Source organism: Paraburkholderia kirstenboschensis, from assembly GCF_032806925.1.
GTDB classification, from domain to species: Bacteria; Pseudomonadota; Gammaproteobacteria; order Burkholderiales; family Burkholderiaceae; genus Paraburkholderia; species Paraburkholderia kirstenboschensis.
Window position 1 is genome coordinate 2053677 of the sequence record NZ_CP136512.1, and the last position, 25841, is coordinate 2079517.

Annotated in this window: 18 protein-coding genes; 13 read left to right on the top strand and 5 right to left on the bottom strand. The window is 61.2% G+C overall.

Annotated elements, in window-relative coordinates:
* Positions 1-25 precede the first annotated feature (25 nt).
* Positions 26-1078 (top strand): LacI family DNA-binding transcriptional regulator, encoded by a 1053-nt coding sequence (locus RW095_RS18110; RefSeq protein ID WP_317017360.1) that lies wholly within the window; start codon positions 26-28, stop codon positions 1076-1078.
* Positions 1079-1118: 40 nt separating this feature from the next.
* Here the strand turns inward: RW095_RS18110 and RW095_RS18115 are convergent, their stop codons facing one another.
* Complete coding sequence (locus tag RW095_RS18115; RefSeq protein ID WP_128584706.1) at positions 1119-1976, bottom strand: PA4780 family RIO1-like protein kinase; 858 nt, start codon at positions 1974-1976, stop codon at positions 1119-1121.
* Between the two features lie 686 nt (positions 1977-2662).
* On the opposite strand from RW095_RS18115, the gene RW095_RS18120 reads away from it, so the two are divergent.
* Complete coding sequence (locus RW095_RS18120; RefSeq protein ID WP_317017362.1) at positions 2663-4360, top strand: SulP family inorganic anion transporter; 1698 nt, start codon at positions 2663-2665, stop codon at positions 4358-4360.
* Positions 4361-4365: 5 nt separating this feature from the next.
* Here RW095_RS18120 and RW095_RS18125 read toward each other — a convergent pair whose 3' ends face one another.
* Together RW095_RS18125 and RW095_RS18130 are read right to left on the bottom strand one after the other, a co-directional pair.
* A complete protein-coding gene (locus RW095_RS18125; RefSeq protein ID WP_317017364.1) occupies positions 4366-5004 on the bottom strand; it encodes a LysE family translocator in 639 nt (212 codons plus the stop codon).
* Between the two features lie 125 nt (positions 5005-5129).
* Positions 5130-6005: a LysR family transcriptional regulator gene (locus tag RW095_RS18130; protein ID WP_317017366.1), complete on the bottom strand. Its 876-nt coding sequence runs from the start codon at positions 6003-6005 to the stop codon at positions 5130-5132.
* Positions 6006-6152: 147 nt separating this feature from the next.
* Between RW095_RS18130 and RW095_RS18135 the strand changes: the two genes are divergently transcribed.
* From RW095_RS18135 to RW095_RS18160, 6 genes are all read left to right on the top strand, one after another.
* A complete protein-coding gene (locus RW095_RS18135; protein ID WP_027776038.1) occupies positions 6153-6587 on the top strand; it encodes a VOC family protein in 435 nt (144 codons plus the stop codon).
* A gap of 213 nt (positions 6588-6800) precedes the next feature.
* Entirely contained in the window at positions 6801-9989 is a 3189-nt protein-coding gene (locus RW095_RS18140) for an efflux RND transporter permease subunit (protein WP_317017368.1), read from the top strand.
* Between the two features lie 92 nt (positions 9990-10081).
* Entirely contained in the window at positions 10082-11305 is a 1224-nt protein-coding gene (locus RW095_RS18145) for an efflux RND transporter periplasmic adaptor subunit (RefSeq protein WP_128584709.1), read from the top strand.
* 80 nt (positions 11306-11385) lie between these two features.
* The gene (locus RW095_RS18150) at positions 11386-12852 is read left to right on the top strand and encodes an efflux transporter outer membrane subunit (RefSeq protein WP_317019883.1); all 1467 of its coding nucleotides are present in this window, start codon (positions 11386-11388) and stop codon (positions 12850-12852) included.
* Positions 12853-12918: 66 nt separating this feature from the next.
* The gene (locus RW095_RS18155; RefSeq protein ID WP_020066467.1) at positions 12919-13605 is read left to right on the top strand and encodes a heavy metal response regulator transcription factor; all 687 of its coding nucleotides are present in this window, start codon (positions 12919-12921) and stop codon (positions 13603-13605) included.
* Positions 13602-15107, top strand: coding sequence for a heavy metal sensor histidine kinase (locus RW095_RS18160; protein ID WP_317017372.1), 1506 nt, complete (start codon positions 13602-13604; stop codon positions 15105-15107). Before RW095_RS18155 ends, RW095_RS18160 begins: the two co-directional genes overlap by 4 nt.
* A gap of 58 nt (positions 15108-15165) precedes the next feature.
* On the opposite strand, the gene dinB is transcribed toward RW095_RS18160, so the two are convergent.
* Complete coding sequence (gene dinB / locus RW095_RS18165) at positions 15166-16311, bottom strand: DNA polymerase IV (protein WP_317017373.1); 1146 nt, start codon at positions 16309-16311, stop codon at positions 15166-15168.
* An 836-nt stretch (positions 16312-17147) separates the two neighbouring features.
* On the opposite strand from dinB, the gene RW095_RS18175 reads away from it, so the two are divergent.
* Together RW095_RS18175 and RW095_RS18180 are read left to right on the top strand one after the other, a co-directional pair.
* Positions 17148-20717, top strand: a complete 3570-nt coding sequence (locus RW095_RS18175) for an RHS repeat-associated core domain-containing protein (RefSeq protein WP_317017374.1) — start codon at positions 17148-17150, stop codon at positions 20715-20717.
* Positions 20718-20743: 26 nt separating this feature from the next.
* Complete coding sequence (locus RW095_RS18180; protein ID WP_317017376.1) at positions 20744-21238, top strand: Imm50 family immunity protein; 495 nt, start codon at positions 20744-20746, stop codon at positions 21236-21238.
* Between the two features lie 50 nt (positions 21239-21288).
* On the opposite strand, the gene RW095_RS18185 is transcribed toward RW095_RS18180, so the two are convergent.
* Positions 21289-21522 carry a SymE family type I addiction module toxin gene (locus RW095_RS18185; protein WP_317017377.1) on the bottom strand — a complete coding sequence of 78 codons (234 nt, stop codon included), beginning with the start codon at positions 21520-21522 and terminating at the stop codon, positions 21289-21291.
* A gap of 370 nt (positions 21523-21892) precedes the next feature.
* Between RW095_RS18185 and RW095_RS41495 the strand changes: the two genes are divergently transcribed.
* The 3 genes from RW095_RS41495 (at position 21893) to RW095_RS18195 (ending at position 25446) form a co-directional block, all read left to right on the top strand.
* Entirely contained in the window at positions 21893-22237 is a 345-nt protein-coding gene (locus RW095_RS41495; RefSeq protein ID WP_394365094.1) for an RHS repeat-associated core domain-containing protein, read from the top strand.
* A 378-nt stretch (positions 22238-22615) separates the two neighbouring features.
* Complete coding sequence (locus RW095_RS18190; protein WP_317017378.1) at positions 22616-25033, top strand: FdhF/YdeP family oxidoreductase; 2418 nt, start codon at positions 22616-22618, stop codon at positions 25031-25033.
* A gap of 170 nt (positions 25034-25203) precedes the next feature.
* Complete coding sequence (locus RW095_RS18195) at positions 25204-25446, top strand: hypervirulence associated TUDOR domain-containing protein (RefSeq protein WP_317017380.1); 243 nt, start codon at positions 25204-25206, stop codon at positions 25444-25446.
* Positions 25447-25841 lie beyond the last annotated feature (395 nt).

A 25841-nucleotide genomic window follows, 5' to 3' on the forward strand; every position in this document is an offset into this window, starting at 1 on the left:
ACGGCATGGTGTGACGGAGAACCGTGTGGCAACACTGAAAGATGTCGCGGCGCTCGCTGGTGTCGGCATGTCGACCGCGTCGCGGGTTATTTCCGGCAAGGGCCCGGTTTCGGCCGACGCCGCAGCGCGCGTGCGGGCTGCAATCGAGCAGTTGAACTTCCGTCCGTCTTCCATCGGCCGCGCGATGGCCATGCAGTCGCTCGGCATGATCGGTATTTTCGTGCCGACGTTTTTCGGCTCCTATTACGGCACCATCCTCAAACAGACCGACACTGAGCTACGCGCGGTGCGCCGGCATGTGGTGGTCGCAACCGGCTGCGGAGAAGTGTCGCCGCGCGAGCAGGCCATCGAGGCGGTGCGTTTTCTGATTGGCCGCGATTGCGACGGCGTCGTGGTGATCAGCCATGATCTGCACGATGAAGACCTCATCATACTGCATCGAATGCATCCGAAAATGGTGTTCCTCAATCGGGCGTTCGACCAGTTCCCGCAAGCCTCGTTCTGCGCGGATCATCGGCACGGCGGCGAACTGGCGGCGCGCACGCTGCTCGAGCACGGCCACCGCGAAATCGCCGTGATTTCCGGGCCTTTTACGGCTTCGGACAACCTGACGCGGCTCGAAGGCTTCTTCGCCGAACTCGAGCGCGCTGGCATTTCCCGCAGCGACGTGACCTTGATTGAATCTGACTTCTCGCCAGAAGGCGGCTATGCCGCCGCGCAGAAACTGCTCGATTCGAAGCGGCGTTATACGGGTCTTTTCTGCGCGAACGACACAATGGCGGTCAGCGCGCTCGCGCGTTTTCACCAGGCTGGCATTTCGGTGCCGGACGAATTGTCGGTGATCGGTTACGACGACGATTACTCCGCCGCTTATGCCGCGCCCGGCCTCACGTCGGTGCATATTCCAACGGCCGAACTGACGCAAAACGCGGTGCGCTGGCTCCTCAACGAGTGCTATCGAACCACGTGGGAGATATTCCGCGAGTTCCCGGTGAGCGTGACAATGCGCGAGTCCGTGGGGCCGGCACCGGGCGCAAAGGCGGCTTCGATTAGCGCGTCGCGCTGCGGCGGCGCCTGATCGTTTCTTCCGAAGGCCGCGTGCGGCCTCTCACTGAGCGTCAGGCGCCGCTGCGCAGCGCTTCTTCATGGCGCTGACGCGCCTCTTCTTCGAGCCGCGTGTCCTCCAGTTCCTGCAGGACGGCTTCGAGATCGACCGGCGTCGTATCGGCTTCGACGTGACCCGTCAACTGCGCATCCACGTGCAATGCGCCGGCTTCGTAAAGCGACCAGATTTCCTTGCCGTAATTCGTTTTCAGCAACGCGGGCGCGAAGCGGCCGAAATACGTGGCGAGGTTGTTTACGTCGCGCTCCAGCATCGCGGGCGCTTCGAGGTTGCCGGCGGCGTCCACGGCTTGCGGCAGGTCGATGATCACGGGACCGTCGGCGGCAAGCAGAATGTTGTATTCGGACAGATCGCCGTGAATCATGCCGGCGCACAGCATACGCACGACCTGATTGACGAGCAGTGCATGCAGTTCGAGCGCGCGCGCCTCGCTCAGATCGACGTCGTTCAGACGCGGCGCCACGTTGCCTTCCGCGTCGGTCACGAGTTCCATCAGCAACACGCCGTCGCTGCAAATGAAGGGTTGCGGCACGCGCACACCGGCGTTGGCCAACTGGAAAAGCGCACTGACTTCGGCGTTCTGCCAGGCCTGTTCCTGCACCTCGCGACCGTAGCGGCTGCCTTTTTCCATCGCGCGTTGCTGACGGCTGTTCTTGACCTTGCGACCTTCGCGATACGACGCAGCCTGACGAAAGCTGCGCTGTTTGACATCCTTATAGACCTTTGCGCAGCGCGTGGAGTCGCCGCTGCGCACCACGTACACGGTGGCTTCCTTACCGCTCATCAATTGGGAAATGACTTCGTCGATCAGGCCTTCCTCGACTAGCGGGAGCAAACGTTTCGGTGTTTTCATGCGACCGCCGGGATGTGGCAAGAGACGCGGCAGTCGTGCGCGGCGGGCGGCGGGGAGAAGTGGTGCGGGATTCGAGTCATGCCGGATTATAAACGCTGCGGTCGCGCGGCTCTTTATAGACGCAGCTCGCTGCTGCCACGCGATCCAGCACGAATGACGTGCTACCAGTGTCAAAAGCATTTTCCTCGCGCACCGGACTGGACTGTTAGCGCTCCTCGCGCCGCGATAATCGCGACAACGTTTGCGCGACCGAACTTGTACCTTTGACATCTGCGCCGACGAAGCGCTTTGCATTTTTACCCGGCATTTCATGGGCTACAATGCGCCGCGATCCGGCAATGGTGTAATAGTCCGCAACAGTGCTGTGCGGTTTTCGCACATTTTCTCCGCTACCTTATCGCGTAGACTCGTGGGCAACGAAAACTGGTTACGGGGTATGAGATGTTGGCGGTTTTCTTCATTGCCTGTCCGATCTGCATTGCGGCGCTGTTCGGTTTCGCGCTGCATGTCGATCCGCGCACAGGCCACTTCAAACGTTGATTCTCAACGTCGCGATTTTCACCGGCACGGGCAAGTAAATGCCGTTGCCGGGCTTCAGCCGTCGGCGGTTTTGCCTGCGGGCCTTGCCTTCGAGTGCCGAATCGCGGCACGATGCGCGATAACCTGAGTTTGGGGCGGCATCGCGTATGCAAGACTTTCTGGCGAATCTGGCGACACGCGCAAGCATGCTCAAGGGCGTGCTTCCGTTGAGCCGCGCGGCGGCGTTGCGCGATGTGCTGGCGGGCGTGCAACTCGCGTCGATGGACATCCCGCAGGTGCTCGGCTACGCGCGCATTGCGGGCATGCCGGCTGTTACCGGCCTTTACACCGTCTTTCTGCCGCTTATCGCGTTTGCCTTCTTCGGCGCATCGCGGCATCTCGTCGTCGCGGCGGATTCGGCCACCGCCACCATCTTCGCGAGCCGCCTGTCGACCATGGCGCCCGTTTCGAGCGCGGAATACGCGTCGCTCGCCGCGATGGTCGCGTTGCTTACCGCTGCGCTGTTGTTCGTCGCGCGCATTTTCAAACTGGGCTTTCTCGCCGACTTCCTGTCGCGCACGGTGCTGGTGGGCTTTCTTGCCGGAGTCGGCGTTCAAGTGGGCATTGCGATGCTGGGCGACATGCTCGGCTTGGCGGGACATGCGGCGCGCAGTGTGGATCAGCTTGTTCTCGTCGCGCGCGACTGGGCGCAACTCGATGTTCCGACGCTCGCGATTTCCGTGCTCGTCGTCGTGGCAGTTCTATTCTTCAAGCGTGCGTGGCCGCGTTTGCCAGTGCCGTTGATTGCGGTCGTGGCGGGAATCGCCGCGAGCGATATGTACGGTTTCGCCGCACGTGGCATCGCGGTACTCGGTCCGGTGGCCGGAGGCTTGCCGCCGCTGCGGATGCCGTCGGTGACATGGCAGCAGGCGCTCGATCTCGTGCCGGTCGCCGCCTCGTGTTTCGTGATGATCGTCGCGCAAAGCGCCGCGGCGAGCCGCGTGTTCGCCGAGCGCCATCACGAGGCGACCGACACGAATGCCGACCTGCTCGGCATCGCCGCGGCCAATGCAGCCGCGGGGTTTTCCGGAGCGTTCGTGGTGAACGGCAGTCCGACGCAGACGGCGATGGCCGATCGAGCCGGCACGCGCAGTCAGTTCGCGCAGATCGTTTTCGCGGCCGTCGTGGTAGTCGTTCTGCTGTTTTTCAGCCGGTTTTTGCAGTATCTGCCGCGCTGCATTCTGGCAAGCATCGTATTCACAATCGCGGTCGGGCTGGTCGACCTGAAAACCTTGCTCGCGATTCGCCGCGAGAGTCCGGGCGAGTTCGCGCTCGCGGTGTTCACAGCCGCGGCCGTGGTGCTGATCGGCGTCGAGCACGGCATTCTGGTGGCGGTCGCTTTGTCGTTGCTGCGCCATGTGCGCCACAGCTACCGTCCGCATACGATGATTCTCGCGCCCGGCGACGACGGCGTCTGGGTTCCGGTGCCCGCGGTTCCCGGCGCGCAGACTGCGCCGGGGTTGATCGTTTATCGCTTCGGCGCCGACCTGTTCTATGCGAACGACCACTTTTTCGTCGACGACGCCCGGCGCCTGATCGATCGCGCGCCGAGCACAGTGCGCTGGTTCGTGATCGACTCGAGCGCGATTACCGACCTCGATTATTCGGCGTCGCGCTCCGTGGGCGAACTGTGCGGACTGCTGAAACAAAGTGGCATCAACGTGATTTTCGCTCGCGTGAACCCCTATCTACGCTCGGATATGGACCGGCATGGCATCACGCCGATTATCGACAGCAGCTGCATTTTCGGGACGTTGCACGAAGCACTGCGCGCGGCGGGCGTGGACCAGCCCGGGGCGCAATGAAGGCGTTAGCTTCTCGACGTCAGCATCTTCAGACCGGCAACGCCGAACATGATCGCGAGAGAGCCGTCCAGCCAGCGCCGGATCGCGATGTAGACGCGCCGCGCGGATGCCGTTGAGAACAGCAGTGCATAACTGCTGAACACGGACACGCCAATGCACATGCAGCCGAGCACGATTGGCGCGATATGCGACGTACCGCCCGCTGGCGACATTGCGAGCGACACGAGCGACATCCACACGAGAACGGCCTTCGGATTGGTTAGATGCAGCAGCAGGCCACGCAGATAGAGCCGTTTGAGCGGCTCGTTCCGGCGCGCCTCGCTCGCGGGCAGTGCACGCGGAGCGAAGGCCGAGCGCGCCGACTTGAAGCCGAGCCACAGCAGATAGAGCCCACCGGCGATCTTGATCGCGGCGAGGCATTCCGAGCAGGTGGCGAGTACCGCCGACAAACCGAGCGAAGCCAGCAGCGCCCAGAAGAACGATCCCGACACCACGCCCAACGCGAAGGTGAGCGCCGAACGGCGCCCCGCGCTCATTGCGAGCGACATGATGGCGAGATTGCTCGGGCCCGGGCTTGCCGTGCCGACGAAGTAGGCGCTATAGGCGATCAGGACATCGGCGGTGAGAAAGGCAGTAGGCGTCATGGGCTGCGACTCAGGGGCGGGCAGTGGGAACGACGATTCTGCGCGCCGAAGCATGTAGCGCACAGGTACAGTTGAACGCACGTCGATCGGCACACTCGTGGGCAATGCTTCATGTATGCCGCGTTTTATTGGTTCGCCGCCGTTCCGATGCACTCGGCGAGCGCACCGGCCACCGCCTGACGGCTGTGCCGCGGACGCTGCACGAGGCCGATCTCGCGATGAAACGTCGCCTCGTCGAGCGACAGGGCGGCCACGCCGGGGGGCCACTTGCCGAGGCCCGCGGTGTCAGGAATCAATGCGACGCCGATGCCGCGCGCGACCAGTTGCACGATCGCCTGCAGTTCATCCAGTTCCAGCACGTCGTGTACGTTTATCCGCGAGCGCCGCAAGAAGCGGTCGACCAGCCGCCCGCCGAACGAAGTACGGTCGTAGCGGATAAACGGCTCGCTTTTCAACAGTTCGCGCCATGATCGCTTGCCGCGCGCGAGCGCTTTGGGCACGAGCAGCACGAACGGTTCAGTGACGAGCGTGCGCCATTCCAGTTCCGACGGCAGTGCAAATGGCGGCTTGATGATGACGGCCAGGTCCAGTTCGCCCGAGTCGACCTGTCCGAGCAGGTTGAGCGATACGCCGGGCACGACGCGAATCCGCCACCCTGGACGGTCCACCCGAAAGCGCGACAATGCGTTCGCGAGAAACGACACTTGTGCCGATGCAATGGCGCCTATGCGCAGCATGCCGCTCTCCGCCGCGACCGCGCCGCGTTCGGACAGGCGCGCGTAGAGCGTCATCATTTCCTCGGCGAGCGCGAGCGTTTCGCGCCCCGCGTCGTTAAGCGTGGCGGAGCGGCCCGTGCGATCGAACAGCGCGAAACCCAGCTCTTCTTCGAGCCGCTGCATCTGCGCGCTGACGGCCGATTGCGTGAGCCCGATGCGAGCGCCCGCGCCCGAAAAAGTCCCATACTGGCTCACGGCAATGAAAGTCTTGAGTTCGGAAAGCATGATTCGATTGATCGATTCCGGTGTTGGTCAGGTCAAATATATATCGTTTTTCACCATTTTTACTTGTGGTTAAGCTAATGGCGAATCAGGCAGGTTGCCACCGGGATCATCAACCGCATCACCTACATAACCAGCGAGCCTCACATCATGAGCGTTGCCGACACCGTCTTGCCGCCGTTTCATCTGGCGTTTCCTGTTCATAGTCTCGCCGCTGCGCGCGAGTTTTATGGCGAATTGCTCGGCTGCCCCGAAGGGCGCAGTTCGGAGCAGTGGGTCGATTTCAACTTCTACGGGCACCAGATAGTCGCGCATCTCGCGCCGGAAGAAGTGGGCCACCGCCAGACCAGCAAGGTCGACGGCGACGCCGTGCCGGTGCGCCACTTCGGCGCCGTGCTTTCAATGGAGCAATGGCAGGCCGCCGCGGACAAGCTGCAGAAAGCGGGCATCGACTTCATCATCGAGCCGCATGTGCGTTTCAAGGGCGAAGTCGGCGAACAGGCGACCATGTTCTTTCTCGACCCGTCGGGCAACGCGCTCGAATTCAAGGCGTTCGCCGATATGTCGTCGCTGTTCGCGAAGTGAAGGTATAAAAAAAGCGTAGGATGATTGAAATATGACGGCGGCCCGCCAGCGCCGAGGGCCGCCTGTCAACGGCCTTTCCTTACGATTGGCTTCCTGACATTCCCGCCATTTTCGCGTCATGCAGGTGTTGGTGCCAGCGATCTAGCATAAGCGCCAAGTCCCCATCCCTCACCTGCTTCCTGCAGTCACCTGCACTTTACTCAGGCGCGTTTCATGTGGATTGTCAACGTTGCGCTTAAGCGGCCCTACACGTTCATCGTGATGGCTATTCTGATCGTGCTGGCGACGCCTTTCGTGCTGTTCACCACGCCGGTCGACGTGCTGCCGGAAATCAACATTCCGGTGGTCAGCATCATCTGGACGTACAACGGCTTGTCCGCCGAGGACATGGCCCACCGGATCGCCTCAGTCAACGAACGCAGTCTGACCACCACCGTCAACGACATCGAGCATATCGAGTCGCAATCGCTCGCGGGTATCACGATCCTGAAGGTGTTTCTGCAGCCGAACGCGAACATACAGACCGCGATTGCGCAGACGGTGGCCGTTGAACAGGCGCAGCTCAAGCAGATGCCGCCGGGCGCGACGCCGCCGCTGGTGATCAGTTATTCGGCCTCCAGCATTCCCGTGATTCAACTGGGCTTGTCGAGCACGAGGCTCTCGGAGCAGCAGCTCAACGATACCGCGCTGAACTTCCTGCGGCCGCAACTGGTGACGATCCCCGGCGCGGCCGTGCCCTATCCATATGGCGGCAAATCGCGGCTGATCTCTGTCGACCTCAACACGCGCGCGTTGCTCTCCAAAGGCCTCACGCCGCTCGACGTGGTCAGCGCGTTCAACGCGCAAAACCTTATTCTGCCCACAGGCACGGCGAAGATCGGACCGAAGGAATACACGATCAACATGAACGGCTCGCCGTCGACGCTGGAAGGGCTCAACGATATTCCGGTGCGCACGGTCAACGGCGCGACCACCTATCTGCGCGAAGTCGCTCACGTGCGCGACGGTTTCTCGCCGCAAACCAATATCGTTCGCGAGAACGGCCATCGCGGCGTGCTGATGTCGGTGCTGAAGAACGGCAGTGCGTCGACGCTCTCCATCGTCAACGCGCTGCACGGCTTGCTGCCGGCCGCGCGCGCGGCGCTTCCGCCGGATCTGAAGATAACCGCGCTGTTCGACCAGTCCGTGTTCGTGAAGGCGGCAGTGCAGGGCGTGGTGCGCGAGGCAGTGGTGGCCGCGGCGCTGACCGCCGCGATGATTCTGCTGTTTCTCGGCAACTGGCGCAGCACCTGCATCATTGCGATTTCGATTCCGTTGTCGATCCTGTCCTCGCTGATCGCTTTGCATGCGCTCGGGCAGACCATCAACATCATGACGCTGGGCGGCCTTGCGCTCGCGGTGGGTATTCTCGTCGACGACGCGACCGTAACGATTGAGAACATCGAACGGCATCTGCACATGGGGACCAACCTGCACGATGCGATTCTCGAAGGCGCAGGCGAAATCGCCATTCCCGCGCTCGTTTCGACGCTGTGTATCTGCATCGTCTTCGTGCCGATGTTCTTTCTGACCGGCGTGGCGCGCTACCTGTTCGTGCCGCTCGCCGAAGCGGTGGTCTTCGCGATGCTCGCGTCATACGTGCTGTCGCGCACGCTCGTGCCCACGCTGGCCATGCTGCTGATGGGCCACGCGCACAAGCCGAAGGCCGACGCGAAGCCGGGTCTGTTCGCACGTCTTTATCGCCGCTTCGATAACGGCTTCGAGCGCATGCGGGCCGCCTACATTGTGATTCTCAGCAGCCTGCTCGTGCGCCGGGCGCGCTTCGGCAGCATTTTTCTGGGCTTTTGCGTGGTGTCGATGGGGCTTGCGTTCGTGCTCGGCGAAGACTTCTTCCCGAGCGTCGACGCGGGCAATATCCGCTTGCATATGCGCGCGCCGACCGGCACGCGGATCGAGGAAACCGCGCGTCTAGCCGACGAAGTCGAAAGGGTGATTCGCGAAGTCGTGCCCGGGAAAGAGCTCGGCACTATCCTCGACAACCTGGGTTTGCCGTACAGCGGTATCAACCTTTCGTACAGCAATGCGGGGACGATCGGCACGCTCGACGGCGAAATGCAGATTGCGCTGAAAGAAGGTCACGAGCCGACAGAAGTCTATGTGGACAAGCTGCGCGCTATGCTGCCGCAACGTTTTCCGGGCGTGGAATTTTTCTTTCAGCCCGCGGACATCGTCACGCAGATTCTCAACTTCGGGCTTCCCGCAGCCGTGGACGTGCAGATCGCCGGCGCGGATCAGCAGGGCAACTTCGAGGTCGCGCGCAAGCTGCTCAAACAGGTGCGCATGATTCCAGGTACTGTCGACACGCACATCCAGCAGAAACTCGACGAGCCCGCCATCAATTTGCAAATGGACCGCACCCGTTTGCAGCAACTCAATCTCACGGCGAGCAATGTCGCGCAAAACGTGCTGATTTCGCTATCGGGAAGCTCGCAGACGTCCCCGGGCTTCTGGTACAACGACCGCAACGGGGTCGAGTACAACGTTGCGGTGCAAACGCCGCAGTACAGCATTTCGTCGATCGACGACCTGTTGCGCACGCCAGTGTCGGCCTCGGCAACGGGGCCGACGCAACTGCTCGGCAACCTCGTGCGCGTACAGTCGCAAAACCAGTTCGCGGTCGTCACGCACTACAACATCAGGCCGGTGATCGACCTGTACGTGAGCGTCGATAAGCGCGACCTGGGAAGCGTCGCGGATCAGGTCGACAAGCTCGTCGAACAAGCGCGCGCGTCGCTGCCGCGCGGCAGTCAGATCACCGTGCGCGGCCAGGTACAGACGATGCGCAGTTCCTATTTCGGGCTCGGCCTCGGCGTGGCGATGGCGATCGTGCTCGTGTATCTGCTGATCGTCGTGAATTTTCAGTCGTGGATCGATCCGCTGATTATCGTGAGCGCTTTGCCTGCGGCTCTCGCCGGCATTGTGTGGATGCTGTTCCTGACCGGCACGCATCTGAGCGTGCCGGCGCTCACGGGCGCGATCATGACGATGGGCGTCGCCACGGCCAACAGTATTCTGATGGTCGCGTTCGCGCGTCAACGGCTTTCCGCCGGCGCGCCACCGCTCACCGCAGCGCTCGAAGCGGGAGCGAGCCGCATCCGGCCGGTGCTGATGACCGCGTTCGCAATGATCATCGGCATGATTCCGATGGCGCTCGGCCTCGGCGAAGGCGCCGAGCAGAACGCGCCGCTCGGTCGCGCGGTGATCGGCGGATTGCTGTTTGCGACGGTATCCACGCTGTTTTTCGTGCCGCTGGTGTTCGCGGGCATTCATACGCGCCTCGCGCGTCGCCATCGCAACGAACATGAAGATGGTGGAAGCGGCAGCGCCGGCGAACCGGCCTGAAGTCGACCAGGCAAAAACAGGCAAATCGACGAAACGTGAAGAAAACGGCTACCCAGGCTAACGGAGCTAGCTAACCGAGATGGCTAACTGAGATGACCGAAAAAACTCATGCATCGCTGGCGATTCCGTCGCGAGAGACCGAAAGCGGCCACGCACTGCCGCCGCGCAATCGCGAATGGAAGCGCGCGAAGATCGCCATCTGGATCGTGCTGGCATTGCTCGCATTGGGGGCCTTGCGCACTGTGATTGCGAACCTCATGCAAAACCGCACCGTCGAGCAAACGACGAAGCAGAACGCCACGCAATATGTGAACGTGACGAGCCCAACGCCGGCTGAAGGCGGTGGCAGCACCACGTTGCCAGGCACGTTGCGCGGCAGTGTCGAATCGCCGATCTTTGCGCGCTCTACCGGTTACCTGCTGCGCTGGTATGCCGACATCGGCACGCGCGTCAAGCAGGGCCAGTTGCTCGCTGAACTCGATACGCCCGAAATCGATCAGGAGCTCGCGCAGGCACTCGCGCAGCGTCAGCAAACCAGTTCGAGTCTCGCGCTTGCGAAGAGCTCGCTCGAACGCTGGCAGCAATTGCGTCAGCGTGATGCGGTCTCGCAACAGGAGCTCGACGAACGGCAGAGCACGTACACGCAGGACGTGGCGAACCTGGCTGCCGCCGATGCCAACGTGCAGCGCCTGCGCCAGCTTGAATCGTTCAAGCGGATCGTCGCGCCGTTCGCGGGCGTGGTCACGCAACGCAATGTCGACGTAGGCGATCTGATCGATGCGGGTAGCGGCACGAGCCGCGCGCTGTTCGCGCTTGCACAGTCGGACCCGCTGCGCGTTTATGTGCAATTGCCGCAGGCGTATGCGCAGAACGTGTCGGTCGGACAGAACGTGGTGGTCACGCAGGCCGAACTGCCCGGCCAGCAATTCCATGGCACCGTCACGCATATCTCGGGCGCGATCGACGTGCCGACTCGCTCGCTGCAAGTCGAAGTGACGCTGCCGAATCCCGATAGCAAGCTGCGTCCGGGCGCTTATGTGCAAGTGGCGCTGCCGTCGGCTGCACGCGCGCAGTGGATGGTGCCCGGCAACGCGTTGCTGTTTCGCGCCGAGGGTCCGCGAGTTGCAGTCGTCGACGCGAAGGGCAATGTGCAGTTGCGCAAGATCGTGATCGCGCAGGATCTCGGACAGACGCTCGAGATAGAGAGCGGGATTGACGGAAACGACAGAGTCATCATCAACCCGAGTGATTCGATTGCGGATGGCGATCATGTCGAGATCGCGCAACCGCAGAAGAACACGAAGGGGGCGTCGTGAAGCCGACGCGCGGCAGCAGCGGCGTATTCAGGGTTGCCGCGGCGGTCGGTGCGGCTGCGAGTGCGGCTGCCAGCGCGGCCATGCTGGCCGCGTGTACGGTCGGCCCCGACTACAAGCGGCCGCAGGCAGAGGTGCCGCCCGCGTGGAATACCGATTCGTACTGGCGCGTCGCGGCTCCGTCGCATGCGCCCATGGACCCTGACTGGTGGAACGTCTATCGCGACTCCGCGCTCGCCGCGCTGGAGACGCAGGCACTCGCACAGAATCAGACGCTGGTGGCCGCGAGCGCGCACTATGCTCAGGCGAAGGCGACGCTTGCGAACACGCGTGCGCAGCAGGTTCCCGAAGTGGACCTCGCCGCATCGGCGTCGCGCTTCCGGATTTCGCGCGACAGGCCGCGCACGAACTACGGCGTGCCGACCAGGTCGACGGTGCAGAACAATCTGCAGATCGGTCCCACGATCAGTTACGACACCGATCTCTTTGGCCGCATACGCCGCCAGGTGGAAGGCGCGGCGGCTTCCGCCGAGCAATCTGCGGACGATCTCGCCAATGCGCGGCTCGTGCTCACCACCGAGGTGGCGAGCGACTACTACTCATTGCGCGAGCTCGACACAGAAATCGACGTGCTGAACCAATCGGTCACGCTGCAGCAGAAAGCACTCGATTATGTGAACTCCGAACACGAGCTCGGCGCCGTGTCGGGGCTCGACGTGTTGCAGCAAAAATCGCTGCTCGACACCACACGTGTGCAGGCGCAGTTGCTGCTGAACCAGCGCGCGCAATTCGAGCACGCGCTTGCGGCGCTCGTCGGCGTGCCCGCGCCGCAATTCGCAATCGAGCCGAAGGTACTGAACTTCCAGGTGCCGGCGATTGCGCTCGGCGTGCCGAGCGACATCCTGCAACGGCGGCCCGACATCGCCTCGGCGGAGCGCGCGATGGCAGCGGCCAATGCGCAGATCGGCGTTGCGAAGGCGGCGTTTTTTCCGAGCCTCACGCTGACGCCCGGCATCGGCTGGGAAAGCACGCAGTTCGCGAGCTTGCTGAGCGCCCCCACGCTGATGTGGACGCTCGGTGCGGCAGCGAGCCAGGTCCTGTTCGACGGCGGACGCCGCGCGGCTAACGTGCAGTTCGCAAGCGAAGGTTATAAAGCGACCGAGGCCGATTATCGGCAAACGGTGCTCAACGCATTCCAGCAGGTGCAGGACGGCATTACGGGTCTCGCCGTGCTCGACGGCGCGGCGAAGCAGTCGGAGCAAGCGGTCGCAGATTCGCAACGTCTGCTTGCGCTTGCGAACGACCGTTATTCGGGCGGCCTCGTTGCGTATCTGGATGTGATCACCGCGCAGCAGTCGTTGCTCAACAGCAGGCGTCAGGACGCACAGATTCGCGGCCAGCAGATGACGCTTTCGGTCTCGCTCGTCAAGGCGCTGGGCGGCGGCTGGGACGCGAGCACGGGACTGGCGAGCGGCAACCCCAGAGTTGCGCAACAGGACATGCAGCCGGAGGGCGCCGATCCCGTTCAGACTCGTGCCGCTGCCCCGTGAGGGTCGGCAGAGTGCACGCGAAGCAACGGGAGGCGTTTCGTATAATGCAGACACTAGGGGGCGCGCATGAAATTGCTGATTGTTGAAGACGAGCACAAGGTGGTGGACTACCTGCGCTCCGGTTTGACAGAGCAGGGCTGGGTCGTGGACGTCGCGCTCGATGGCGAAGAGGGCATGCACCTGGCCACCGAGTTCGATTACGACGTGATCGTGCTCGACGTCATGCTGCCTAAACGCGACGGCTTTAGCGTGCTGAAGGCGCTGCGCATGCGCAAGTCGACGCCTGTCATCATGCTGACGGCGCGCGACCATGTGAACGACCGCGTGCGCGGTCTGCGCGAAGGCGCCGACGACTATCTGACCAAGCCATTCTCATTCCTCGAACTCGTCGAGCGCCTGCACGCGTTGGCGCGCCGCACGCGCTCGCAGGAATCCACGCTGATATCCGTCGGCGATCTGTTTGTCGATCTGATCGGGCGGCGCGCGACGCGAGAGGGCGTGCGTCTCGATCTGACCGCGAAGGAATTCCAGCTGCTAAGCGTTTTGGCCCGCAGGCAAGGCGATATTCTGTCGAAGACCGCGATCACCGAACTCGTCTGGGATGTCAACTTCGATAGTCATACTAACGTCGTGGAAACGGCGATCAAGCGATTGCGTGCGAAGCTCGACGGGCCGTTTTCTTCCAAACTGCTGCATACCGTGCGCGGCATGGGTTATGTGCTCGAAGTGCGCGAAGAGGCGGAACAGCCATGAACCGTTCAATAGCACGGCGCCTCGCATTGATGTTCGCGCTCGTCGCGCTGTTCGTATTTACGCTCGTCGGCGCGGGGCTTTTTGCGGTGTTGCGCTCGCAGCTCGAGAACCACTTGCGCGAGTCGCTCGACGACCGTGCGCAGATCGCTCGGCTCATCTGCAATCACGGGCTGACACCTGAAAAATGGCGCATGTCGCGTGAGAAGCTGACCGACATGACGCCGCATGACCGCAGCACCGTATATGCGGTAACGAGCATCGAGCCGTCGTACAACTATGGCAAGCCCATCGAAGGCTCGACCGTGAAGACCTGGCCTGGTGGCTACGCCCGCGTGAGGCCGGTGGGCGGCGGTGAAGATATGCTCACCACTACTGTGTCCATTCCTGGCTATTCGACGCGTCCCCCAATGCAGTTGCAGGTTGCATCGAGCTATTTGCCGAACATTCGCACAATGCGCGTGTTCGGCTTCGCGCTTGCGGCGCTATCGGCGCTTGGCAGCCTCGCGGTGCTGCTGCTCAGTTATTCGGTGACGCGCATCGGCCTCGCACCGTTGACGCGTCTCACCCGCGACGCGTCCGCCGTCAGTCCGAACAATCGCTCGCAGCGGCTGAATACCACGTCGTTGCCGCATGAATTGAATGATCTCGCTAATTCGTTCAACGGCGCGCTTGAACGCCTCGACGGCGCGTACTGCCGCCTTGAATCGTTCAATGCGGACGTCGCGCACGAATTGCGCACGCCGGTCACGATCCTGATCGGGCAGACCGAAGTGGCGTTGACACGCAACCGCTCCGTGGACGATTTACGTCACACGCTACAGTCGAATCTCGAGGAATACGAACGTATGCGCGCGATCATCAACGACATGCTGTTCCTCGCGCGAGCCGATCAGGGCGAGCGCGCGACCGGCCTCGTTGAAGTATCGCTCGCGGCTGAAGTTGCGCACACGCTGGAGTTTCTGGAGATTCCGCTCGAAGAAGCTCGCGTGCATGCGCGCTTGCATGGCGACGCCGCAGCGCATGTGAACCGCTCGCTGTTCGGTCGCGCCTGCACGAATCTGTTGATGAATGCGATCCAGCATTGCCAGCCTGGTGCTCAGATCAACGTGCGCATTGTGCGAGACGGCCAACAGGTGCGCATTGAAGTTGCGAATCCCGGCGAGCCGATCGAGCCCGCCGTGCTCGAACATCTGTTCGACCGTTTTTATCGTGCTGAAGCGTCGCGCACCAATAGCCGCGAGAATCACGGCCTGGGTCTTGCAATCGTTAAGGCGATCGCGGAGATGCATCGCGGCAGCGTGTCAGTGCAGAGCGCGAACGGCGTCAATACGTTTGCATTTTCGATTGCTGCTTGGCTTGCGGACAGCGTTACGCCGCCGCTACGTTCGAATGCGGGGAACGTGCCGGGGAATAGTGCGGGAAATGCTGGGGCGAACGCAAACAATCCACCCGCAGCGGCACCGGCTTCTTATTCTTCACTGGTAAAAGGAAAGTCTGCCTGAACTGGCAGGCACGGCTTCGGCGCTCCGGTGTCGCGCTGCATGGAACAGAACGCGCGAGTTAGAAATCGAGCGTGAACTGAACCGACTCGTCGCGAGGAGCTTGTCCGGCGGGCTGCAGGTTACCGGCCTTGACTCCGAGCAGTCTGATGGATTTAACGAGCTCCACTCTTTTCAGGCAGTCAGTTGCCGCGCGACGCAAGGCTTCCGCGTTGGCAATGGGTTCAGGAAGCGTAATGTCGCGCGTGACTGTTTTAAAGTCGTTAAAGCGCAGCTTGATGCCGATCTTCCTCGCCAGATAGCCTTTTCTCTGTAGATCGGCTGCCACCTGTTCGCACAGCCGGGTGAATGCGGCGCCCAGTTCCTGCCGGTGCCGCACCGCATGCAGATCCCGTTCGAATGTGGTCTCGCGGCTCATCGAGACCGGTTCGCTGTATGTCACCACGGGTCTGTCATCGAGACCGTGGGACACTCTGCGAAGCCACGAACCGTAGCTTCGGCCAAAGTGCTCGATGAGCCAGGGCTCGTCGCACGCAGCGATTCCACCGATGGTGGTTATTCCCAATGACGCAAGCTTCGCGCTGGCCTTGGGGCCAATACCGTTGATCTTGTTCGCGGCCATTGGCCAGATCCTGGACTGCACTTCCTCGAACTTCAGGATCGTGATGCCGTCGGGTTTTTGTATATCGGAGCACAGCTTTGCAAGCAGCTTGTTGGGTGCGATTCCCACAGAGCAGGTGAGACTTGTTGCTTCCAACACCGCGGACTTCAACTTGCGCGCTACTTCCTCCGAACTGCCACTCGTGAGCGAGACGTCTGCGTAGACTTCGTCGATTCCGACGTCTTGTATGCTCGGGGTGACCGACCGCACTGCATCTTTGAACAGTCGCGAATACGTTCGATAGAGGTCGAAGTTCACCGGAAGGAGAATCGCATTCGGCGCTAACCGGGCGGCCTTCATGGTGGGCATGCCGGAATGAACTCCGAGTGCGCGGGCTTCGTAGGTGGCGGTGGTTAAGACGCCTCTGCCCACATAGTCGCGTAAGCGCGAAAATTCCCGCGTGCCGTCCGGGTTGGTTCGCGGCGCATCCGTGCGACGACCGGCAACCACCATGGCCTCGCCTCGTAGTTCTGGATACTGCGACAGTTCACAAGACGCAAAGAATGCGTCCATGTCGATGTGGGCTATGCGCCGATCATCTGGCATGCCTTGTTACTCAAAAGTAGCGTTCGGTGGTGCCGCCCGGGCAACGCGACGCTCATCAGCAGCGTTCTCGATAAGCAGCGGGACGGGGCAGGTGAGGTTGGCAGGTATTTTATCGGCACTGTACATCTATACAGTGCTTTTGTCATGGGCCTTGGAAACCGAGATATGGATTTGTCGGGAAACGGAATTCGTTGGACTAAGTCGCGGTTGGTTAGACTCGATGACACGGAAATGATTGGACTGCCCGAAAGTGCGGATCAAAGGACCATTGGACGGCGTAGTTGGGCAACGCAAAAACGAGCTGATACCGTGTGTCACGGATATATGAGAAAAGCCCTACAAGGGCAGGAGGAGTACTACTTAAATAGAGACCGGTCTGATAGATATTCGTTTCACGCTTCGGTGTCGTATAAGCCATTAATAAAGCTACCTAACCTAATAATAAGGATATCGATCACGAGTTTTCCTGGGGACCGAGGTGCTCGCTTGTATAGCTCAGCCAAGCGAGGTCGGGAATGGGCGCTGCAAATCGCGTGCGCCAGTGCAGTGGCGTATATCGCGATTCTGCCGATGTCGGCACACGCTGACGACATCACGTATGCCTATGACCCAGCAGGTCGCCTCACGTCGGTATCGGTCGCGGGCGCCACTGCCTATTACGACTACGACGCGGCGGGCAACATATCGGGGATTCGCAGACAAATGGCGGTGTCTTCAACGCCTACAGATGCGCTGAATTCTTCGGCGTTGGTTAGCCCTGAAGTGACTTCTTCATCCGTTGCTTGGGCGCAAATCTCGCGCTAGCCAGGCAATTCGTGTTCTTCCTCGAGAAATCCATGCAAGTCACCGATGCCATTGCGGGGCGCCGGGCGCTGATGCGTCCGTTCGTCCTGTTCTTCTTTGTTCTTTTGTCAGGCTTCGTGTCACCGCATGCCCATGCGGCAATAGACTGCGAGACAAGGTATATCAATTCAGGCGCTTATCCTGCTGATCCGCAATGCCCGTTGAATGCCGCGTCCGCCGATTTTGGTGGTATGGGCGGTTACGCGTGCGGAGATACCTCAACAATTGCCGCTTACTGCAGCGGCCCCACGACCGGTACAACGTCCGAGCCGTCCTCGCCCGACGGAACGATAACTGCTGATGGCGACGGCACGGACGACGCTGACGATCAATCGGGCGGAGCCGACGGTTCTGGCGGCTCAGCGAGTCCAGACGGTTCCGATAGCTCAGGCGGCTCGGGTGATGCTGGCGGCTGTGGCGACGGCGGGGCGACAGCCGGCTGTGGCAGCAGCACGTCGGGTGCGGACCCGGTGAAACTGAACACCGGTCAGTTCCATCTCGTTGCTCATGATTTGCGCGTTGGCGACACTATTCCGCTGGATCTCGCACGCGTCTACCGCAGCGGCGCATACGACTCGTCAGGTAGACCGATGGCCGGCGCCTTTGGCATCGGCACGACGTTCAACTACGACAGCTATTTAACGGTGAGCGCCGCAGACAGCAACAATTTTCGGCAGCTCATCCAGCTGTATCTGCCGAGCGGAATCCGCGTTTCATTCACGCTTCGCTCCGGCAGTACGTCGACGTGGGACGACCTGACGAGCCCGGGGAAGTATTTCCGCGCCACTATTACTGGCAGCGGTACCAAACTGCTGACGCTGCGCGACGGCCGCACCATGCAGTTCGCGATGATCGGCGGGGTGTACCGGTTGACACGCCTTCAAGACCGTAACGGCAACACGGTAACGATCACCCGCGACAGTAAGACGGGCGCGGTTACGAAGCTGACGAGCCCCAACGGTAGATCGCTAGCGTTTACATCGGTGACCGGTACGCGCGGCACGCCACTCGTTTCTCGCGTAACGGACGCGCTGAACCGTCAGGTGAGTTACCAGTACGACGGTCAGGACCGCCTGATTCAGATAACGGATGCAGCGGGCGGCCTCTGGAAATATAGCTGGGACGACAAGAGTCGGCTTGTCGGCGTTACGGACCCCGAAGGCAACCAGCAGGTCATCAACACCTATGACGACAATGACCGCGTGGTGCGCCAGAAGCTCGCGGACGGCAGCACGTTTGCGATGGCCTACACCGTCACGGGTGGGGCAATCATCCAGACGGAGGTGACCGACCGACGCGGCAGCGTCCGTCGTCTGGAGTTCGATGTGAACGGACGAGTGCAGCGTAACACCTATCCGGCCGGACAGAGCATCGCTCAGGTTCAGACGTACGGCTACGACGCGGCGGGCCGCATGACGAGCGCCACAGTCGGCGACCGTCAGTATGCGTTCGCCTACGATGCAAACGGCAACCGCATCACCGATGCGGATCAGTACGGCACTCTCGTGACGCGAACCTTCGATGCTTACAGTCGGTTGCTCACTAAAGCGCAGGCAGGCGATCCTCAACGCGCCGTAAGTCTCGCCTACACATATGACTCCAAGGGAAATCTGCTATCGGCTACGGACCGGCTCGGCAACCGCACAACCTTCACGAATGATAGCCAGGGCCGCCGTTTGACGGTCACCGACCCGCTGAAGGGCTTGATCGCGTATGTTTGGACGGGCACCGATCTTACTGGTGTGACAGATCCGTTGAACCGGACCACTCAGTTCACGACTGATGCGGCCGGTCGGGTGACGGCGGTACAGGATCCGCAGGGCAACAGGACGCAGCGGACGCTAGATGCGCTTGGCCGCACCCTCGACATTACTGATGCGCTCAACAACGTGATACGTCTCACATGGGATCGCAACGGCCACCTGCTGAGTCAGTCTGATCCCAAGGGCGTCACGACGCGATACACATATAACTCCATTGGACGTCCTCAGACCAGGACAGATCCTCTGGGCAACAGCGAGAGCTACGAATGGAATAGCGCAGGGCAAATAGCGGCGGTGACCGACCGCAAGGGACAGGTAACGACCTATATCTACGACGCAGCCGGTCGTGCAGTACAGACCGATTTCCGAACGGCAGCAGGCGCTGCGCCCGTCCGAAGCTGGGTGTACGGCTGGGATAACAAGACTGGAAACTTGAGCGGCACACAGGACTTTTTCCCCACAGCTGATGGCCGCAACCAGAAAGAAGTCGATACCATTTTTTACTACGATGCCGTAACTGGCAAGCTTATACGTACATTGGATGCTCCGACGATCCAGGGCATCTGGACATACCGCTACGCACCTGACACACGCGAGGTCGCCGGTATCGACATGGACCGCGCAACCGTGAATTACAGCCGCGACGCGGAACATCGCGTGACGCAGATCCAGTATCAGGTGAATGACGAAGACGTGCGTACGTTCGGTTACTCGTATGACGCGCTTGGTCGTCTGAGTAAAGTCACGTTTGCCAATGGAATCGCTGCCATCTACGCCTGGGATGCTGCGAGCCAGTTGACGGGGATCACGTACAAGCGCGTCGACGGCAGCGTTCTGGGTGATCTGACGTATGGATATGACCTCGCCGGGCGACGTGTCAAAACGGGTGGCAGTCTTGCCAGGATAAGTTTGCCGCAGGCGGTCGGCGACGCACAGTACAACGCCGCGAACCAGTTGACGCGTTGGGCGGGTAAGACGTTCTCATACGACCTCAACGGTAATGTCGTAAGCGACGGGACCAATCAATACAGCTGGAACGAACAAGGCCGGCTTGGCCAGATCAGCGGCGGCGTGACGGCGAGCTTCGGTTACGATAGGTTCGGTCGCCGCAAGGACCGCACGATCAACGGCCACCGTATGCAAACCACCTGGATTGGCGATGAGATGAACTTCATGGTGCCGGACGGGGATTGGTCGCAGCGGATCCGGGTGTTCTCCCCGTACCCTACGAATGGCGTAGATGAATTGACGTTCCGACGCATTGGGGACGATTCGAGCAAGGACAGGTACGTTCTGCGCGATGCGAACAACAATGTGCTCGCGTTGACGGATGCGCAGCAGCAAACTCAGACGCAATATAGCTATGAGCCGTATGGTGCGACGATGCAGACGGGTCTGGCCGATCCGAACACGCAGCAGTACGCGGGGCGGGAGAATGACGGGACCGGGTTGTATTACTATCGGAAGCGGTACTACAGTCCGCAAACCGGAAGGTTCATCAGTGAGGATCCGGTTGGGTGGGCAAGTGGGCAGACGAATGCGTATGCTTACGTGGGAGGGAATCCGGTTCAATTCACGGATCCGTTTGGTGAGTCTAAACTTATGCCCATTACGGGTGGGCCGCGGGGCGGGTTTATCGTTCATCCTTTTAAACCCAACGTGAACTACTACGATTCAAATGGCGATTTGTCGGCTCAGTATCATGGTGGTCATTCTCATGATGGGATGACGCCGCATGGCCACAACGCAGGTCCAGGGTTTGATCGCAACGACGGGCTGGAACTCTGCCCAATTCCATAGGCGGTTTCAGTAAAAGGGCGAAGAAAATGGACGAGGTAAGTGGTTCGGCGTGGCCTGTTGTGAAAGACAATGAACTTCTCCTGAAGGTCTTCGGGAGATACCCATCCTTTCATGATGCGAGCGTGCTTTCCATCAGCGTGGAGCGAGCCAAGCGGATGAGAAGACACGATCCGGCAGATGGGCCCGTCGATCCGCGTCGGCTGGAGTTTGTCGACGTGATACTTGAAGTACTACACCGGGAGCATCGACCGGCGGTCGAGCGGCTTGGGCGGTCTGATTACGCGGTCACGATCGCCCTCCTGGATGTGCGCAGTGCCAACATTGATGTCAACGCTATGCTTGATGACAGCTTTGTCTCGGAAATCAGCTTGCGGCATCAGATTGACGGGTTACTTGCGTTTGATCTTGAACCTAACATCGGGCTGGACGTTCGACTTGTTTGTGCGACGGCGGAAATCCGTTCCATCCGGCCTTATCGCGGCGCTGTGCTGCTGGAGCCCAATATTGTGGTGTATCCATAGCTGATGTGGTTGTGAAGTGAAGAAGGGCCGCGCGAGCGGCCCTTCTTCATTTAAAGCGGCGTAATGACGAGCTTCTGGTGCCCGACGGTGATGCGCACGCGCTGTCCGGGCTCGAAGCCGGCGGTCTCGATCCAGCGTCCGGAGAGATTCATCCACGGAAAAAGTGGCCGGCTCCTTGCGCATACGGTAGGGCAGGCGTGCCGGTTTCTGATAACGCCCGGATTCCTAAATGCTGACGGACCGCTCGGAGATGGGTGAACGTGCTTTATGATTGGCATCGGCATGATCAACTCCTTGTGTGAGTTGGTGGTGGTCGGCGGGCGGTGAGTGCTGACGCACTCATCGCCCGCGCTGCGTTTACATCACTTCAGTCTGGACGAGCATCGTTCAGTCTCGTACTTGACGATCAGGCCCTGCGGGCGCGCGTTGCGCGACCTTGAGGGGGGGCGTCAGGGTGGTTCGCGAAGGCCAGCGCGGCCTTGGAGCGGTGGCACACGACGGTCTTGTTCCGCTGGGTTTGCCGTCGCGCTGCGCGCGCCGCCAAACCCGGCGGAAGAGATCTGCACGTAAGACGTAATGGCACCCCGCGCCTAGATCACTCGGACGGAGCAGTATTGCGCGCCAGCAACTACGACGTAACCTCCAACATATCATTTGCGCGAGAGCGCGATAGTACCGTTTGTCTACAATCGGGAGCGGTATTACGACCCAACGACCGCCAGATTCGTCAGTGAGGATCCGATCGGGTGGGCGAGCGAGCAGACGAATGCGTATGCTTACTTGGGTGGGGTTCCGGTACAGTTGATGGCCCCTATGGCCCCTATGGCCCCTATGGTCTCGGGCCATGGGAGAAGCCATACGGGCTTCTTAAGCAGGTTTGGGGCCGGTATCACGACAGTGGCAATATGCAAGGGGAGAAGGGGCCGACGGTCAAGTACCCAAGGAAGAAGTGTCGAAGTGGCTCGCCTGAAGATGGAGCGAGATATTTTGAGAAAGTAACCGCGTACTGCGCCGAGGGGGCGTCGTCAATCCGGACTTTCGGTCCATTATCTGTTCATGCTCGGCACTCCGCCTTGGCAATCGGCGCAACGCAGGCCGCGCCCATATTCTGGCGAGTCCAACAAATTCGCATCACAAATCGGGCAAGTCTAATTTAGTCGGTTTCGCGAGGCCCTCGAGTCCTGACTGAATTCATTGGCAAGGTCTCGATTTTTGGGGACGCGCAGTCTAACGAATTCGGCGCGCTTGTAAACTTGTGGCGCTGGCTGCCCTTAGCGGTGTCTGCCCCCATCTCCGATCCCCACGAAGTCTGCATCAGCGCGACCCCGTGGGCACATCGCTTGCGCCTTTCCCCGGATGCTTACCGGAGGACGAGAAATGAGCAAGCGTGATGTACCAGGAGTTGGTCCCTATGGCGGCCCGGCTGGCGGCTGGGGGGCGTTGCAGGCAGTTGCTCGCGCCGTGCGCCAGCAGATGGGTGTGGCGCGCGAGGCGACGATGCTGTTGAAGGTGAATCAACCGGCCGGCTTCGATTGCCCGGGCTGCGCATGGCCGGACCCGCGCAGCACCTCGTCGTTCGAGTTTTGTGAAAACGGCGCGAAGGCTGTGTCGTGGGAAGCGACGAGCAAACGTACGACACCCGAATTTTTCGCACGGCACTCGCTCAGCGAACTCTGGCATTGGAGCGACTTCGCGCTTGAAGACGAAGGACGGCTGACTCATCCAATGCGCTACGACGCCGCCACCGACCGCTATGTGCCGATCGAGTGGGACGACGCGTTCGCGCGCATCGGCGCCGCGCTGCGCGCCTTACCCGATCCGAACATGGCGGAGTTCTACACATCGGGCCGGGCGTCGAACGAGGCGGCGTTTTTGTTCCAGCTGCTCGCACGCCGATTCGGCACGAACAACTTCCCCGACTGTTCGAACATGTGCCACGAGCCCACGAGCGTGGGCCTTCCCGAATCAATCGGCGTCGGCAAGGGCACGGTCACGCTCGCTGATTTCGACCATTGCGACGCGATATTCTGCATCGGACACAACCCCGGCACTAACCATCCGCGCATGCTCGCGACGCTGCGCGCCGCCGCGCGGCGCGGGGCGAAGATCGTGGTCCTCAATCCGCTGCGCGAACGCGGACTGGAACGTTTTACTTCGCCACAAGATGCTGTGGAAATGGTCACCGGGCGCTCTACGCCCATTGCCACCGACTATGTGCAACTCAAGATCGGCGGCGACGTCGCGGCCCTGAAAGGGATGATGAAAACGCTGCTCGACATGGACCGGGAGAGCCGCGAGAACGGAGGCGAGGGCGTAGTGGATCGCGCGTTCATCGACGAACACACGACCGGGTTCGACGAGCTGGTGCGCGATCTGGAAGCCACGCCGTGGGACCAGATCGTGTCGACCTCGGGCGTTGCGCGCGACGAGATCGAAAAGCTTGCGCGCATTTATGCAGAGTCTCGCGCCGTGATCGCATGCTATGGAATGGGCATCACACAACATCGCAGCGGGACCGCGAACGTCCAGCAGATTGCCAACCTGTTACTCATGCGAGGAAACATTGGACGCGATGGCGCAGGCATCTGTCCGCTGCGCGGTCACTCCAACGTGCAAGGCGATCGCACGGTGGGCATCACCGAAGTGCCGCCGCCTGCGTTCCTCGATTCGCTCAAGCGCGTGTTCGGCTTCGAGCCTCCGCGCGAGCACGGGCACGGCGCAATTGCCGCGATGCAGTCCATGCGCGACGAGCGCGCGAAGGCGCTGATCTGTCTGGGCGGTAATCTGCCCGTCGCGATGTCGGACCCCGGCGTCTGCTTCGACGCGATCCGCAAGCTCGACCTCGCTGTGCATATCGCCACGAAGCTGAACCGCTCGCATCTGCTGGCTGCGAAAGAGACGCTGTTGCTCCCGTGTCTCGGACGCACCGAACTGGATATCCAGGCAAGCGGGCCGCAGTCTGTCACCGTCGAAGACTCCATGTCGATGGTGCATGCGTCGCAAGGATCACTGCCGCCGGCGTCCGAGCATCTGCGTTCCGAACCGGCGATCGTCGCGGGCATTGCTAAAGCATCGCTCGACGATCCGGCGCTGGACTGGGATGGCTGGGTCGCCGACTACAGCCGTATTCGCGACCTGATCGAAGCGGTGTTTCCGCAATTCGAGCACTACAACGAGCGGATACGCGAACCGGGCGGCTTCCGGCTTTACAACGCCGCGTCTGCGCGCCGCTGGGACACGCCCGACGGCCGCGCGCGTTTCATCGCCCATAGCGGCGTCATGGAAGATCCGCGCGTGAATCGCAGTGACGCGCTACTGCTCGCCACGATACGCAGCCACGATCAATACAACACGACCATTTACGGCTACAACGACCGCTATCGCGGCATATCGGGTCGTCGCGATGTGGTTTTCGTCAACGAGCAGGATCTCGACTCGCGCGGACTGCAGCATGGCGATCTCGTCGATGTCGAGGCGATCGAAGATACCGTGAGCCTCGGCGGATCGCGTCGCTTGTGCGGCCTGACGGCGGTCGCTTACGACATTCCCCGCGGATCGATGGCGGCCTACTATCCCGAGGCGAACGGGCTCATCGCATTGCATGACTGCGACGCGCGCAGCGGGACGCCGTCGTATAAGTCTGTGCCCGTGCTGCTCTCGCTCAGCAAGGGAGATTGCTTGCCGGAGGACGAGGCGTCGACGTGGCAGCAAGGCGACGTGCGCAACGACCGTACAGGCGCGGCCATCGCAGGCGAGGAGCGCCATCGTCCTAACGACGGAGCGATGCCGACCTGACTGCTGATGGCTTGCTGCAGTGAGACTGCTATTTGCTGGCCGAAGGCGGGCCTCACAACAGCGCCTCGGGGCGCCGGGTGTCCGCGCGACGCTGCAAGATCGACGTCCTGTGTGCGCGGCATGTCGATTGCGCATCCGACTCCCATCAACTTGACGAACGGAGGGTCGCAATGAGCGACGATCTCAAACCGAAGGATCGTGTTAGCTGGAACACATCGCAGGGCGAAACGCACGGGCACGTCAAACGCGTCATTACTGAGCGCGCAAAAGTGGATGGACATGTTGTTGCGGCATCGCCGTGCAGTCCGTCATATGAAGTGGAGAGCGAGAAGGGCGGCAAGCGCGCGGTTCATAAGGGCGGGGCGCTGCGCAAGTCGCGCGGCGAGCGGAGGGCCCCGTACACGACTCGCTGAATGCCACCTGCCGGAGGCTGTTGGCGATCGTTTCCGCCTCGCCCTGTCGGTGCAGTTTGCGCCAGGCAATGGCGCCGTCTTACGCAACTAACGGTCTGTTCCGCTTGCCGCGGCCGAGGCGAGGCGGCTGACCGCACGTGTTCAACCTTGGAACGCCTTGCTTGCAATGAAGGTCCTGACCGGCACGGCCAAGCTCAACGAGCTCTTTCTCGAAGCGTGTCCACATTCTGTGCGTGCGTGCGCGCAGTGCTGACTATCCAAACAGCGGTATCAATGACCGCTGCCTCGAAACGTCGCCGGTAGGTATTTCGCAAAGTCGGCGCGCCTTTTGCACGCTTATCTGCCCTCCTGATGCGATGGCCGCGAAAGGGTGAAAGGTCAGCAGGAGACAGATA